This window comes from Actinoplanes sp. NPDC051343 (genome assembly GCF_044455125.1).
In the GTDB taxonomy this organism is placed as follows: Bacteria; Actinomycetota; Actinomycetes; order Mycobacteriales; family Micromonosporaceae; genus Actinoplanes.
Genome location: NZ_JBITEL010000002.1, coordinates 583396 through 597113, shown reverse-complemented (window position 1 = coordinate 597113; position 13718 = coordinate 583396). Strand labels below are relative to the sequence as shown.

General features: G+C 72.3%; 10 protein-coding genes. 6 read left to right on the top strand and 4 right to left on the bottom strand.

Going from position 1 to position 13718, the window contains the following annotated elements:
- Positions 1-64 precede the first annotated feature (64 nt).
- Together ACIA5C_RS09710 and ACIA5C_RS09705 are read left to right on the top strand one after the other, a co-directional pair.
- Positions 65-1462, top strand: coding sequence for a GGDEF domain-containing protein (locus tag ACIA5C_RS09710; RefSeq protein ID WP_396052898.1), 1398 nt, complete (start codon positions 65-67; stop codon positions 1460-1462).
- A 43-nt stretch (positions 1463-1505) separates the two neighbouring features.
- Positions 1506-3485 (top strand): ATP-binding protein, encoded by a 1980-nt coding sequence (locus ACIA5C_RS09705; RefSeq protein ID WP_396052897.1) that lies wholly within the window; start codon positions 1506-1508, stop codon positions 3483-3485.
- Here ACIA5C_RS09705 and ACIA5C_RS09700 read toward each other — a convergent pair.
- Positions 3451-4320 (bottom strand): helix-turn-helix transcriptional regulator, encoded by an 870-nt coding sequence (locus ACIA5C_RS09700; protein ID WP_396052896.1) that lies wholly within the window; start codon positions 4318-4320, stop codon positions 3451-3453. The two genes, ACIA5C_RS09705 and ACIA5C_RS09700, sit on opposite strands and share 35 nt — an antisense overlap.
- Positions 4321-4458: 138 nt before the next feature.
- On the opposite strand from ACIA5C_RS09700, the gene ACIA5C_RS09695 reads away from it, so the two are divergent.
- Positions 4459-5292, top strand: coding sequence for an SDR family NAD(P)-dependent oxidoreductase (locus tag ACIA5C_RS09695; RefSeq protein ID WP_396052895.1), 834 nt, complete (start codon positions 4459-4461; stop codon positions 5290-5292).
- A 36-nt stretch (positions 5293-5328) separates the two neighbouring features.
- Here ACIA5C_RS09695 and ACIA5C_RS09690 read toward each other — a convergent pair whose 3' ends face one another.
- The gene (locus tag ACIA5C_RS09690) at positions 5329-8253 is read right to left on the bottom strand and encodes an NACHT domain-containing protein (protein ID WP_396052894.1); all 2925 of its coding nucleotides are present in this window, start codon (positions 8251-8253) and stop codon (positions 5329-5331) included.
- 134 nt (positions 8254-8387) lie between these two features.
- On the opposite strand from ACIA5C_RS09690, the gene ACIA5C_RS09685 reads away from it, so the two are divergent.
- The 3 genes from ACIA5C_RS09685 to ACIA5C_RS09675 are packed head-to-tail and all read left to right on the top strand — an operon-like array spanning position 8388 to position 11379.
- Complete coding sequence (locus tag ACIA5C_RS09685) at positions 8388-9227, top strand: hypothetical protein (RefSeq protein WP_396053103.1); 840 nt, start codon at positions 8388-8390, stop codon at positions 9225-9227.
- On the top strand, positions 9224-10834 hold the full coding sequence (locus tag ACIA5C_RS09680) for a hypothetical protein (protein ID WP_396052893.1): 1611 nt from the start codon (positions 9224-9226) through the stop codon (positions 10832-10834). Before ACIA5C_RS09685 ends, ACIA5C_RS09680 begins: the two co-directional genes overlap by 4 nt.
- Positions 10835-10884: 50 nt before the next feature.
- Positions 10885-11379, top strand: coding sequence for a hypothetical protein (locus ACIA5C_RS09675; RefSeq protein WP_396052892.1), 495 nt, complete (start codon positions 10885-10887; stop codon positions 11377-11379).
- A 164-nt stretch (positions 11380-11543) separates the two neighbouring features.
- Here the strand turns inward: ACIA5C_RS09675 and ACIA5C_RS09670 are convergent, their stop codons facing one another.
- Together ACIA5C_RS09670 and ACIA5C_RS09665 are read right to left on the bottom strand one after the other, a co-directional pair.
- The gene (locus ACIA5C_RS09670) at positions 11544-12674 is read right to left on the bottom strand and encodes a glycosyltransferase (RefSeq protein WP_396052891.1); all 1131 of its coding nucleotides are present in this window, start codon (positions 12672-12674) and stop codon (positions 11544-11546) included.
- Positions 12664-13629: a glycosyltransferase family 2 protein gene (locus ACIA5C_RS09665; RefSeq protein ID WP_396052890.1), complete on the bottom strand. Its 966-nt coding sequence runs from the start codon at positions 13627-13629 to the stop codon at positions 12664-12666. The genes ACIA5C_RS09670 and ACIA5C_RS09665 overlap by 11 nt, the downstream gene beginning before the upstream one ends.
- Positions 13630-13718 lie beyond the last annotated feature (89 nt).

Genomic DNA, 13718 nt, shown 5'->3' with positions numbered 1-13718 from the left:
TGTAGTGGTGGAGGGGCAAGTGCCGGCGAGCAGGCTCACCCGTGTGCATCTGTTGGTTTCAGTCGTGGCGTTCGCGGGGTTCCTGCTGGTGCCGGACGGCAGCAACCTGCAGCTGATCTGGCAGGTGACGGTCGGCTGGTATGCCGCTGCGATGATCGTCGGCGCGGTGCGGCACCGCCGGCCGCCGATGGCCGCCGTCTGGTGGCTCGTCGCGGTGGGGGTCGCGGGCAACGCGAGCGGGATCCTCGTCGAGTTCATGCTCACGCGTACCGGCACCGAGGTGGGCTTTCCGTCCTGGGCCGACGCCGCATACCTCTCCCTTTACCCCGCGGTCGCCGCCGGTCTCCTCCTGATGATCCGGCGGCGCAGTGCCGAGCGGGACTGGAGCGGCATCGTCGACGCGACGACGCTGACTACCGGCATGGGGCTGCTCGCCTGGATCTTCATGATCAAACCGGCGGCCTCCGATCCGTCGATCGGGCTCCTCGGGCACATCGTCAGCGTCGCCTACCCGGTCGGAGACGTCGTCCTGCTGGCCATCACGGTCCGGATGATGCTGGCCGGTGGTGCCCGCAACGTCTCGTTCCGGCTGATCTGCGCGGCCCTCATGACCTTTCTCGGCGGCGGCACCGCCTGGGCAGTGATCAACCAGGCCGGTTGGGAACCGGGGCCGTTCCCGCACGCGGTCCTCGCCGACGTATTCCTGGCCGGCTACCTGGCGTTCGCCGCCGGCGCGGTCCACCCGGACGTCCGCGCCCTGTCCCGGGCTGTCGCCCCCCGGCCGGCCCGGCCCAGCCGCTCGTTGCTGGTGCTGCTGATGGCCGCTTCGCTGATCGGCCCCGGGCTGCTGATCGTGGAGGCGGTCCGGCACCAGGTCACCGACACCCTGGCCATCGGCCTCGGCTGCGCCGCGCTGTTCCTACTCGTCGTCACGCGCATGTCACAGCTGGTGAAACAGCTCGACCTGCAGACCCAGCGGGTCCGCGAGCTCGCCGTCACCGACGAACTGACCGGCCTGCCGAACCGGCGCGCCTGGAACACCGAACTGCCGCGCGCGATCGAGCGCGCCCGCCGCACCGGCGAGCCGCTCGCCGTGGCGATCATCGACCTCGACCACTTCAAGCAGTTCAACGACGCGTACGGCCACCCCGCCGGTGACCTGCTGCTCAAGGAGGCGGCCGCGGTGTGGACCGGCAACGTCCGCAGTGGCGACCACCTTGCCCGGTACGGCGGCGAGGAGTTCGTCCTGCTGATGCCCGACGCCACCGCCGAACGCGCCCGTGAGATCGTCGACCGGATGCGCCGGGCGACCCCGCTCGGCCAGACATTCTCGGCCGGCCTCGCGACCTGGAACGGCAACGAGGCCTCCGATGAGCTGATCGCCCGCGTCGATACCGCCCTCTACGAGGCCAAGGACGCCGGCCGGAACTGCATCACCGAGGCGGCCGCCTACGCATCGTAGGATTCGACCTCCGGCCACGTCGCGGGCTGATTATTCTTTCCCCATGGCGGCGGTGCTGATCGCGGAGGACAATCCGGATCATCAGCGGCTGATGGCCCGCGTGCTTCGCCGGCTCGGCCACGACGTCACGGTCGCCGACGACGGGTGGGCCGCGCTCGTCGCCGCCTCCCATGAGCGGCCCGACCTGATCATCGCCGACGTGGACATGCCGGAGATGGACGGCCTGCAGTTGTGCCGGGCGCTCCGCGAGGACGTGCTCCTGGCCGCCGTGCCGATCCTCCTCGTCACGGCCTTCCTGCTGCCGGGGGATTCGCGGTTGAAGGACACCGGCGCGGTGGCGGTGGTGCGCAAACCCTTCGACATCAAGGAATTGTCCGCCGTTTTGGAAGAGCATCTGAACAGCGGCGCGGCCAAGGAGAGCCACGGATGCCGCAATGCGGTCTCGACGCTCGACCCGGCGTTCGTCGAGGCGATGCTCGGCAACGTGGACGCGGGCCTGGCGGCATGCGACATCGACGGCCGGCTGATGCTGTGCAACGACTTTCTGCGCGACTTCCACGACGACGAAGGCGCCGGCGCGCCGGTCAAGGAGTGGGTCCACCGTCTCGGGCTGGGTCATCACGACGGCCGGCCGCTGACGGCCGAGGAGATTCCGTTGCTGCGGGCGCTGGGCGGCGACACGGTGCGGCACGCCGGCCTCCAGGCCGTCGACCGGCACGGCCGGCGTCGCTGGCTGACCATCAACGCCGTCCCGGTACGCGACGATGACGGCACCGTGATCGGCGCGGTGTCCGCCGTGCACGACGTAAGCACCGCCTACCGGTCGCGCGTTTACCAACTGTGCAAGAACGACATCCTCAAAGCACTCGCCCTGGGCCCCGGCCCGGCGGCCGCCGCCGACAGTGTCGTACGGATTCTCGCGACCGCATTGGGCTGGAGGCACGCCCGGTTGTGGCAACTCGACCCGGTGATCGACCGCCTGCGCCCGGTCGCGGTCTATACCGCCGAGGGCCATCCCGAACTGCCGCTGCCGACCAGCTTCGGCCGCGGATGTGGTCTGGCCGGCTCCTGCTGGCGGAGTGGCGAGATCGTCTGGACGGCCGACATCGGCGGGCCCGGCTCACCGGTGCTGCCCGAAGTGGCGGCGGCCGTGGACTGCCACGCGGCCGGAGCCGTCCCGGTGCGAAGTGGCGACCGCGTCACCGGAGTCCTGACGTTCTACACCGACGACGATCAGGAGCCCGACCCGGCCATGGTGTTGCTGCTGACCGGCATCACCGACACTGTCGGGGCGTCCTGGGAGCAGCGCCGCGCCGATGAGCTGGAACGCAGTCTCGCCTCCACGACGGACGAATACATCGCACTGGTCGGCCACGAGCTGCGCACCCCCATGACGTCGATCGCCGCGTACGTCGAGCTGCTGTCCGACAGCCCCGAGCTGAGCGACGAAACACGTGACCTGCTCGGCGTGGTCGACCGCAACGCCCACCGCCTGCGCTACCTGATCGAGCAGTTGCTCGACCTCGCCGCGATCGAGACCGGCCATCTCCCGATCGCGGCCGATGACGTCAACCTGGCCGACGTCGTGGCCGCCGCCGTCGCTCACGCCGCCACCTACGCTGCCGAACGGGACATCACGGTCGAGGTCCGGGCACCCGGGACCCTGATGGTCACCGGAGACGCGGAGCGGCTCACGCAGATGCTGCACGGCCTGCTGGACAACGCATTGAAGTACAGCCACGAACAATCCACCGTCACCGTCGTCGCCACCACCGTCGACGGCACCGCCCAGCTGACCGTCGCCGACACCGGCATCGGCCTTCCCGCCGACGACCAGGCCCAGCTGTTCCGCCGCCTCTACCGTGGCGACAATGCCCGGCACAGCGGGATACCGGGCAGCGGGCTCGGGCTCGCGATGTCCCGCGCCATCGTCGAACGGCAGCGCGGAACCATCACCCTCGCCCCGAACAAGCCCGCCGGGACCACCGTCACCGTCCGCCTGCCGGGTCCCGCCGGGCGGTAGCCGGGCCGCCCGGTACGTCGGCGAGCAGGCCGAGCAGGCGGAGATTGTCGTGCGACTCGCTGCCCGGGTCGGTGGTGTAGAGGAACAGGGTCTGATCCGGGTCGCCGGGCAGCACCAGGGCCTCGTAACGCAGGGTGATCGGACCGACGGCTGGATGCCGCATGCGTTTGGTGCCGTGCGTTCGTTCGTGCACCTGGTGGTCGTTCCACCACGTGCGGAAATCGGCGCTCCTGCGGGTCAGCTCGCCGGCCAGTTCGTCGAGGCGGGAGTCGCCGGGGTTGCGTCCGGCGTACAGGCGCAGCGTGCCGACGACCTCGGCGGCGACGGCCGGCCAGTCGTCGAAGGCTTCGCGGGCGGCCGGGTCGAGCAGCATCCAGCGGGCGTAGTTGCGGTCCCGGGGCGGCACCGCAGTCCAGTCGGTGAGCAGCGCCCGGGCGAGCCGGTTGGACGCGAGGACGTCAGTGCGGCGGCCCAGAACGAGCGCGGGATGGTCGGTCATCGAGGCGATCATCTGGTGCATGGCCGGCCGGACCCGCTGTGAAGGAGACGGTGCGGCCGCCCGGCGCGCCGGGCGGGCCAGGTCGGCCAGGTGCGCCCGGCCGGCCGCGTCGAGCCGGAAGACGCGTCCCAACGCGTCGATGACGGCGTCCGAGGGACTGGTGTGCCGGCCCTGCTCGAGCCGGCTGTAGTAGTCGACGCTCATCCCGGCGAGCGCGGCGACCTCCTCGCGGCGCAGCCCGCGGACCCGCCTACCGGACAGCGGTCCGCCGATGCCGGCGTCCTCCGGGGTCAGGTCGGCGCGGCACTTGCGGAGGAAATCGCCCAGCCCGGTCATGCCTCCATGATCGGTCGCCGGCGAGGGGTCCGGAAGGGCTTGGGAGGGCATGCCGTTCCCCGGCAGAGCTGGGCGCGGCCGGCCATGGGGAAGCCGGCGTCCGGCCCGCAACCTGGAGGGCGAGAGAAGGAGTACACCGTGACCACATGGTTTGTTACCGGAGCTTCCCAGGGGATCGGCCTCGAGCTGGTCCGGCAGCTGCTGCGACGGGGTGACGAGGTCGTCGCCGCCACGCGTTCGGTGCCGCGACTAGCCGGCGCCCTCGGCTCGGAGTTCTCCGACCGGCTGCTGCCGCTCGAGCTCGACCTCGGCGACGAGCAGGCGGTGGCGGCCGCGATCCGCACCGGGACCGACCGGTTCGGCGCGATCGACACGGTCGTCAACAACGCCGGTTACGGCTACCTCGGCGCCGTCGAGGAGGCCACCGATGCCGACGTGCGGCAGATGTTCGAGGTGCAGATCTTCGGCGTCTGGAACGTGCTGCGCGCGGTGCTGCCGGGCATGCGGGCCGCCGGGCGGGGCCACATCATCAACATCTCGTCGATCCTCGGGCTCACCGCCTTCCCCGGCTGGGGGCTCTACTGCGCGGCCAAATATGCCCTGGAAGGCCTATCGGGTTCGCTCGCCGCCGAGGTGGCCGGCTTCGGCATCCGGGTGACCGTGATCGAGCCGGGGTACACCCGGACGAACTTCCTGCGCCCGTCATCCCTCGGCCGGCCGGCCGCGACCGCCGCGGGCTACGAGGCGATCCGGGAGATGACCGAGGCGCACCTGGCGATGCCGGGAACGCAGCTCGGCGACACCGTGAAGGTCGCCGCCGCCATCATCGAGGTCGCCGCCTCGGAGCGGGCGCCGCTGCACCAGCTGCTCGGCTCCGATTCCTACGGCCTGGCCCGGAGCAGCCTGGAAGCCCTGGCGAGCGACGTCGAAGCGGGCCGCGAGCGAGCCTTCGGCACCGACGTCGCGCGCTGAGGCGTCTCACGCTGAGGCGTCGCGCGCTGAGGCGTCTCACGTCGGCGGGAGCGCGGGCAGGGCGGCACGGCAGGCGGTCACGAGGGCGGCGGGCAGGCGGTCGGCGTCGCGTTCCAAAGAAGCCGCGAGCAGGGCGGTGGCCCGGCCCGGCGCGCGGCTTGCGCTCACCGCTTCGATGGCGCGGACGTACGCCCGGGCCAGTTGCGCGTCGTCGGAAGACAACCCGGCCAGCCAGACGTCGAGGAGGGTGCGCGCGATCGAGGCCGCGTCGCCGGGGCCGTGCACGACCACCTCGGTCAGGGCGGACGGCATCGTCTCGATCAGCGGTTCGAGGGCGTGCCGCAGGAGGTCGGTGGAGAGGTAGCCGTCGAGCGACATCGCGCGGAGCGCGATCTCGAACGAGGTGTCGTCGTGGAAGCCGGACAGGCCGGGGTCGGGCTGGTCGTCCGGGTGCACGCGAAACGACCACAGCAGGTCGACCCGGCTGGGCGCCGGGCGGCCGGCCGCCGAGAGGACGATGTCGCGGCGGCGGTCGGGAGCCCACGACCGCGAGACGGTGATCGGGGAGAGCGAGTCCAGCCACATCGACGACGGGACCGCGGCCGTCCAGAGCCGGGCCGTGATGCGCATCCAGTAGGCCGGGTCGGCGGCGTACTGCCACAGCTCCGAGGCGCGCAGCGGCTGCCCGCACGCCAGCACGAGCAGGGCCAGGTTGAACGAGTAGGTGGCGGTCCAGAAGTCGCTGCGGCGGTCGACCGGCTGGTAGGCGCGGGGCTTCCACTGCGGCCGCAGCACCGCCGCGCGGAGGCGGTCGACCAGCCACGGACGGGCGGACGCGCCGTCGATCAGCCCGGTGATGAACGGCAGCACGGTGGCGCGGGCGGTCAGTGGCGTGTAGCCGAGCAGCGACTGCAGCAGGTCGTCGTCGGCGCTCTGCGGCTGCAGGGCCAGGGTGCCGGCGGCGTCGCGGGCCACGGCGTCGTGCAGGGCCTGGACGGTCAGGCGGGCGACCAGGTATTCGCCGAAGGTGGCGTGCAGGAACTCGTACGCCTGAAGGTGTTGCCCGTCCCGTTGCGCCTGCGACCGCTGGACGAAGAAGAAGCGCCCGACCATCTCCTGGCCGGCGGTCAGCGGCGTGCGGAAGCCGGACGGGCGGTCGGACGCGCGGTCGGCGAACAGCAGGCCGAGGCCGGCGAGGTCGTTGTCGAGCTCGGCCTCGGTGACCCAGAGCCGGTCGCGGTGGAACATCGCGAACGCCACCACCGACAGGCGCAGCAGTTCCTGCTCAACCAGGCGCGGCAGGTCGGCGTCCGGGCCGGAGAACGAGCGGCCGACCTCGCGCCGGGCGAACTCGCTCAGCAGCCGCTCGTAGAGCTGGCCGGTGTCGAGCGAGTCGTGGTCGCCCAGCTCGGAGGTCGAGGCGTCGAACAGCGCGAGCATCAGCAGCATCAGCGGCTGCGAGGCGAGATCGGGGAAGCGGCGCAGCACCGACAGGGACAGCGGCCGCCGGGCCGGGTCGGCGGCGTTCCAGAGTTCGCGCCAGCGGGCCACCTGCGGTTCGTCGAACGGTTCCAGGCGTACGGCGAGCGCGCCCGGCGGCAGCCGCGCGCGGTCGGCCACCGCGACCCGGCTGGTGACGATCACCGCGACCGGGCGGTCGAGGGCGGCCTCGCGGCGCTGGAAGTCGGAGACCCGTTGCAGGTAGTCGGACTGGTGCACGCCGGTGGCCCGCAGCAGTTCGTCGAAGCCGTCGAGCAGGATCAGCGGCTGGGCGCGGTCGGCGTCGCGGGACAGGGCGGCCCAGGAGACGGTCTCGCCGATCGCCGAGCGGATCGCCTGCTCGATCTGGTCCTGGATCGCGGCTTCGGCCCGCACCTCGCGCAGCGCGACCCGCACCACGAGGTAGTCGGCGGCGGGCAGCCGGGCGGCCAGGATGCGGGTGAGCGACGACTTGCCGGCGCCGGGCTGGCCGAGCAGCAGCATCGGCGCCTGCGTCGCCGCGGGGGTGGTCAGGTAGGTGGCGAGGAAGTCGCCGAAGTCGTTGCGGATGTCGGCGTCCCACCAGCTGTCGTCGGCCGGGCGGGCACCCGGGCCGGCCGCTTTCACCTGGAAACGCGGGTCGATGTAGGCGTCGCCGAGCGAGGGCTGGTGGACGTCGCCGCCGAGGACGGGACTGCTGAGGACGGCCCGGTTGGCCGCGGCGAGGGCGGCGCGCCGGGCCGACGGGTCGAAGTGCGAGCCGATCGGGCGGAGCAGGGCTTCCAGCTGCTCCAGGCCGCGGCCGACGGCGTGGGTCTCGAGCTGTCCGAGCCAGATGACGAACTCCGGGATGTCGCCGGCCAGGCGGCGAGCCGATTCGAGGTAGAGCTCGGCCGCGCGCGAGGGCAACCGGGACGCGAGCGCGTCGGACAGGGAACGACGGGCCCGGGAATCGGCCCGGTCCCACTCGGCCAGCCCGGACAGGAACGAGGACAGCCGGGTTCCGGCCGCGGACGCCCACGACGAGATGTCACGGAGAAGCATCTGCGCGGTGCGTTCCGCCGACGGGGCCGGCAGGTCGGCGTCCAGCAGGGCCGACACCCAGCCGGACCCGCGGCGGGCGGCCGCCAGCATCAACTGGTCGTCGCGGGAGAAACCGGGCGAGGCGACACGTGTTTCGGCGAGGCATTCGTCTAGCGCGGAGAAGAAGGCCGTCACGACCAGCACCGAGTGAGCGGCGTGGAGGCGCTGGGTGCGGTCGTAGCGCCGTAACCCGCGTACGGAATCGGAAAGGCGGCCGATAGCCGCCTCGCTCAGCTTGACCGCCTCCGACCGGGCGTCGAAAAGACTGAGCGCGAGATCGCTGCCGCCGGCCGTGGCCAGCGTGAGCGCGGCCCCGGCGGCCTTGTCGGCCGCGCGCACCAGCGGGCCGGAACCGCCGAGAAGAGTGACCGCGTCGGAGTAGCGCAACCCGCGAGACATTCGACCATTCTGGACCGCGTAACGTCGCCGGAAGATATTGACCCCCGGGCGGAGAGCATCCGTTCATCTGCCGGACGTCTCGGCGTAGTCAGATGGTGCGTCACCCGTTCCGCTGGCAGGAGTCGAGCCGGGCCGTGCACCACGCCAATCACTACTACGGCCATTCCGCCGTGCTCGCTCGCTGGTGCGGTCTCCCCGATGCCGCCGACCCGCCGCGGATTCACGGATATCTGCAGCACGGCTGGAACATCGGTGACGGGATGGCGCCCGATCATGCGTTTGTTCCGGGTGCACCGCTGTTCGTGTGGTCCTCGCGGGTGCAGCGGCGGGCCTGGTCACTGGGGCGGCGGCAGGTCTATGCGATCGGTTCCCCATGGGCCTATCTGCTGGCCCTTTCGCCGCCCGAGCCGTCGCCGGTTCCCTCCGAAGGCACCATTTACTACCCTTTCCACGGCTGGGAGGGTCAGCATGTCGTCGGTGACCATGCGGGCCTGATCGAAGAGATCCAGCGGGTCGAGGAAGGACCGGTCACGGTCTGCCTGTACTGGCAGGAATACCGGTCGAAGAGGCTGCGCCGCACCTACGAACGGGCCGGCTTCCGGGTGATCTGCCACGGCTATCGCGGCGGCTGGTGGAAGGACCTCGACCCCGGTTTCCTGGTGCGCCAGCTGGCCGAGCAGCGCCGCCATAAACGGGTCGCCTCCAACCGCCTGTGCTCGGCGGTCTTCTACGGCGCGCTGGCCGGTTGCGAACCGGCCGTCTACGGCGACCCGATGCGGCTCGAGGGGGAGCGGTCGGCGTTCGGCGGCGAGGACTTCATCCAGCGGAACTGGCCTTTCATGCTCGGCCCGCACGTCGACGTCGCCCGCGCCCGGCAGGCGGCGATCGACGAGCTCGGCGCCGACCGGCTGCTTCCGCCGCCCGCGCTGCGCCAACTGCTCCGGTGGCCCTCTTCGGTAGGAGTTCGCTCGTGAACCCGCGGCTGATCGGCGGCGAGATGATGGTCTGGTCCGACCTCGACGGCCGGCACGGCGCGGGGCCGGTCCAGGCGGCCACGTTGCGGCCGCTGCTGGGTGCGGTTTCCAGGCGTACGCTCGTGGCCGGGCCCCATAGCCCCGCACTCCTCTCCGCGTTGCCGTCCGCCGAGCTGACCCTGCTGGTCCGCGGCCTGCCCGACGCCGACTACCTGGCCGACCGCTTCGATGCGACGGTGCTGTGCGGGAGTCTTTCCAAGCTGGCGGCGGCCCCCGCCTTCGACACGGTGATCGCCCTGGACGGCCTGGGCCGCCTCCGCTCGGCCGAGGACGAGACGTCCGGCGCCACCTGGTCCGATTCGCTGGCCCGGCTGGTGTCGGTGCTGGCCCCCGGCGGCCGCCTGCTGCTGGGCGTCGAGAACCTGTTCGGGCTGCACCGGATGCTGGCCCTCCCGCCGTCTCCGGCCGACGCCGACTGGGGCGACGAGGCGGACGAGTACGACGAGTCGCGCCCGGCGTCGCCCGCGCTGCTGCGGTCGGCGCTGGGTGAACTGGGGTTGGAGGTGCGGGCTTCCTACGGCGCCTTCCCCGGCCCGGGGAACCCGTCGCTGCTGCTGAGCACATCGCTGCTGGCCGACCGTTCGGTCCGTGGCTGGGCCACCGCGGCGATCCGAACCGCGTTCAGCGGAGACACGGGTTCCGGCGGCGCGGTCTCCGCCGAGGCGATCCCGCCCACGACCGACGCCACACGCGCGGGGTCGGGGTCTGGTGCCACGGCGCCCATTGCCCCGGCACCGGCCGGGTCGGCGTCCGGTGCCGCGGCGCCCGTTGTACCGGCGCTCGCCGGGTCGGCGTCCATGACCGCGGCGCCCCTTGCCCCGGCGCTCGCCGAGCCTGGGCGGATTGCTGCGGGGGCGATGCGGGCGGGCATCGGGGCTGAGCTGGCGTGCGGCTGGGTCGTCGTTGCGCAGGGGGCGTCGGGTTCGCCGCTGCCGCCGCTGCCGGCCGCCGTCGTCGGGACGGACCCGGTGGAATCGGACCTTCCGGTCGGCCCGACGCTAGACGAGCTGCTGCTGGCCGCCTCGCTCCGGCGGGACCTGCCCGCCCTGCGCGAGCTGCTCGCCGAGTGGCAGGGCGGCCCCGACGCCGGAGTGCCCGCCGACCGCATCGTGGTCGGCCGGGACGGCACCCGCACCCCGCTGGCCGCGGCCGCCCAGCCCGAGGCGGCCCTGGCCCGGCTCGCCGCGACGATGATCCGCGAGGGACACGCGTACCTCTGGCCCGCCCCGGCCGACCGGGCCGACCTGACCGCCCTGCTGGCCGCGATGGCCGGCCGGGAGGCCGCCGAGATCCCGGCCGATGCCGCCGAGCCCACGCTCGACCTGCGCGAACTGCTGATGGAGCGCGACCGCCTGACCCGCGAGCTGGCCGAGGCGCGGGCCCGGCACGACTGGTACGAGGGGATGCTGCAGGGTCGCGAGGCCGAACTGAAACGGGTCCGCCGCATCAACACGATGCTGATGGCCACGATGCCGGGCAAGGCGGCCAAGGCGTCGTACGGCGGCCTGCGCGCCGCCAAACGGGCGCTGCGCAAGCTGAAAAGCTGAACGGTCGGCAGCGTCTGCCACCGCCGGCCGACTTCGGTACGGTGTCCGTCGTGGCGGCGAGCGGGACGCAGGGCACCGGCGTTCAACACATGGCGCCCCTGACCTTTCATCACCGGCGGTCCGGCCGCGGCCGCACGGCCGGCGCCATCATGCTGATCGTGATGCTTGCCGGCTGCGCCCGCCCGGTGCACACCCAACCCGACGGCCAGGTGTCGATCTGCGGCAGGACGGTACACACCGGCGCGATGGTGCCCGTCGTGCAGCACCTCGCCGCCGACGCACCGGCCGAGCCCCAGCCGGCCGCACCGGTGCTGCCGTCCCCGATCGACGAGTCCTCCTACAACCAGCTGCAGTACGTGCGCCTGACCGACTCGTGCAAGGCCGGCGCGGTCGTGACCGTCGAGCCGCCGGGCAGCGCGCGCCTGGGCATCACGTTCCCGGCCGCCGACGGCCGCCCGGCCGGGATCGGTCTGCTGGTCACGCACCCGGTGACCGTGCACGCGTGGAGCGGCGGGCACGACCTCGGCTCGGCCGGCCTGAACTGACCTCCGGCCCGGTTGAGCCGCCTCAGCCGTGCGGTGCAGCCAGCCCGGCGATCACGCAGGCGATGCCGATTGCGGTCGAGATCGAGCCGGGGACGCAGGTGACTCAGCTCCGTTGCCGCAGCTGGTAGAACACCGTCCGCCGGTGGTCGGCGAAGCACTGGGGGTCACCGGTGCGCCGGCTGGAGGTGGCCGGCGAGGACCTCGTCGTAAAGGTCCTCCAGGCCGCGCGACTGGGTCGCCAGGTTGAAGTTCACGGTGATGTGGGCCCGCGCCGCCCGGCCCATCCGAGCGCGTAACTGGTCGTCGGAGAGCAACCGCAGGATGTTGCGGGACAGGGCTGCCACGTCCCGCTCCGGGCCCAGCAGGCCGGTCGTCCCGTCGATCACCGCCTCCGGGATACCACTGTGGAAGGTCGACACCACCGGGACGCCCAGCGCACCCGCCTCCAGCACCGTCGTCGGCAGGCCCTCGGTGTCGCCGTCGGCGGCGGTGCGGGACGGGGCGGCAAGCATCCGCGAGGCGGCCAGCCGGGCGGACACCTCGGCCGGCGGCAGCGAACCGGTGAACGTCGCGTCGACGCCGAGCGAGCGGGCCTGCGCCTCGACCGCCGGTCGCAGCGGTCCGTCGCCGATGAACAGGGCTCGCGGGCGGGTCGGCAGCAACATCCCTAAGGCCGCCACCAAGTCATCCGCGCCCTTCTTGTCGACGAAACGGCCGATGAAGGTTACGTCCCAGGACGGGGGGACCGGGGAAAATGCCGGCGGGACGGGGACTCCGGTGTAGTGGACGCGTACGCGGGAAGGCTCGGCCCCCCGGGCGATGGCGCGTTCCCGGATCACCTCGGACACCGCGATGATCAGGGATGCCCGGTCGAAGACCGAGCGGAGGTTGCGCCGGTAGCGAATCCCTTTCAGGCCGCCGCTGTCCGGCTGCCGGGTCACGTCGTGGCCGTGGGTGGTCACGATCAGGGGGACCCCGAGGCGCCGGGCCGAGTCGTTGATCAGCCAGCCGTCGCCGGCGAAGTGGGCGTGCACCAGGGTGGGGCGGGCGAGGGCCAGGAGTCGCCGCAGGCGCGGCGACTCGCCGGTCAGGCGGAGGCGGAGGAAGGGGAGCCGGTCGCTCTGCCAGGGGTACGCGATGACGTCGGTCTCGCGGGCCAGGGCAGAGTCGGTTCTGGTTGCCCCGAGGTAGGCCGGCTGCCACCTCGTGAGGTGGTCGCCGTGGTTGCGGACGAACGTCTCCGAGCCGGACAGCAGGGCGCTGCGCCAGATGACGACGCGGTGGTCAGGCGACATTGGCCGGGGTCGGGGTTTCGGGTTCGGGTGTGGAGCGCCGGCCGACGATCTTGTCGCGGAGGGTGTGCCGGAGAGCCGGTGGGAGGGTCCAGATCTGCAGGAACGTCAGGTAGTCGGTGGCGCCCGGACGGCCGGTGCGGGCCTCGCGCAGCAGCTCGGCGAAGACCTGGCGGCTGCGGGTGGGTGCGGCCATCGAGCTGAGCACGCTCATCGTGAACGCGGCGTACGCCCGGGGGGTGAAGAGCGTGCGGTTGGCGCGCAGCCATTCCAGCTGCTCGGCCCACGGGTTTTCCAGGCTGATGCGTTCCCGGTTCTCGTCCTGGTGCCACAGGACGAGCGGCTGGTCGGCGTAGAGCAGCTCGACGTCCTCCTGCGCGGTCGCCCGCAGGGCCCAGTCGAGTTCCTGCTGGCGGCGCAGGCCGACGGTGAACGGGACGCGCCGGACGAGCGACGTCGGGGCCATGATCGTCGAGGTCTGGATGAAGCCGTCGCCGTAGAACAGTCCCTTGCGGACGGTGAAGTATTCGCTGAGCGGCTCGTCGGGGGCGGGCAGCCGGCGGGGCATCACCGTGTCCGCGCGCGGGGTGCGGCTGATCAGGCGGGTCGCGACGACCGGGGACGGGAGTTTCGCGGTCGCGGCCAGTTTCAGCTGCACCTCGAGTTTCTCCGGCAGCCACTCGTCGTCGTCGTCGAGGAACGCGGTCCAGTGCCCGGTGGCCGCGCGGGCACCCTGGTTGCGCGCGTTCGGGGCTTTGCCCCGTTGCGGCAGTGTCAGCACCCGCAGGCGGCCGTCCGGTATCGCGGCCAGCGCCTCCTCGGTCGCCGGGTCGGGGCCGTCGATCACGACGACGACCTCGAGGTCCTCGTGCGTCTGCCCGAGCGCGCTGCGCACGGCGCGGCTGGCCAGATCGGGGCGGTTGCAGGTCGGGATCACGACGCTGACCTCTGGGGACATGGGGGTCGAAGTTAGGAGTGGAGGGCGGCGCGGGGGTTAACAGCGGGCTGCGGGCAGACATTTTTCCGGGGTCGGTCGATCCGCGGGCG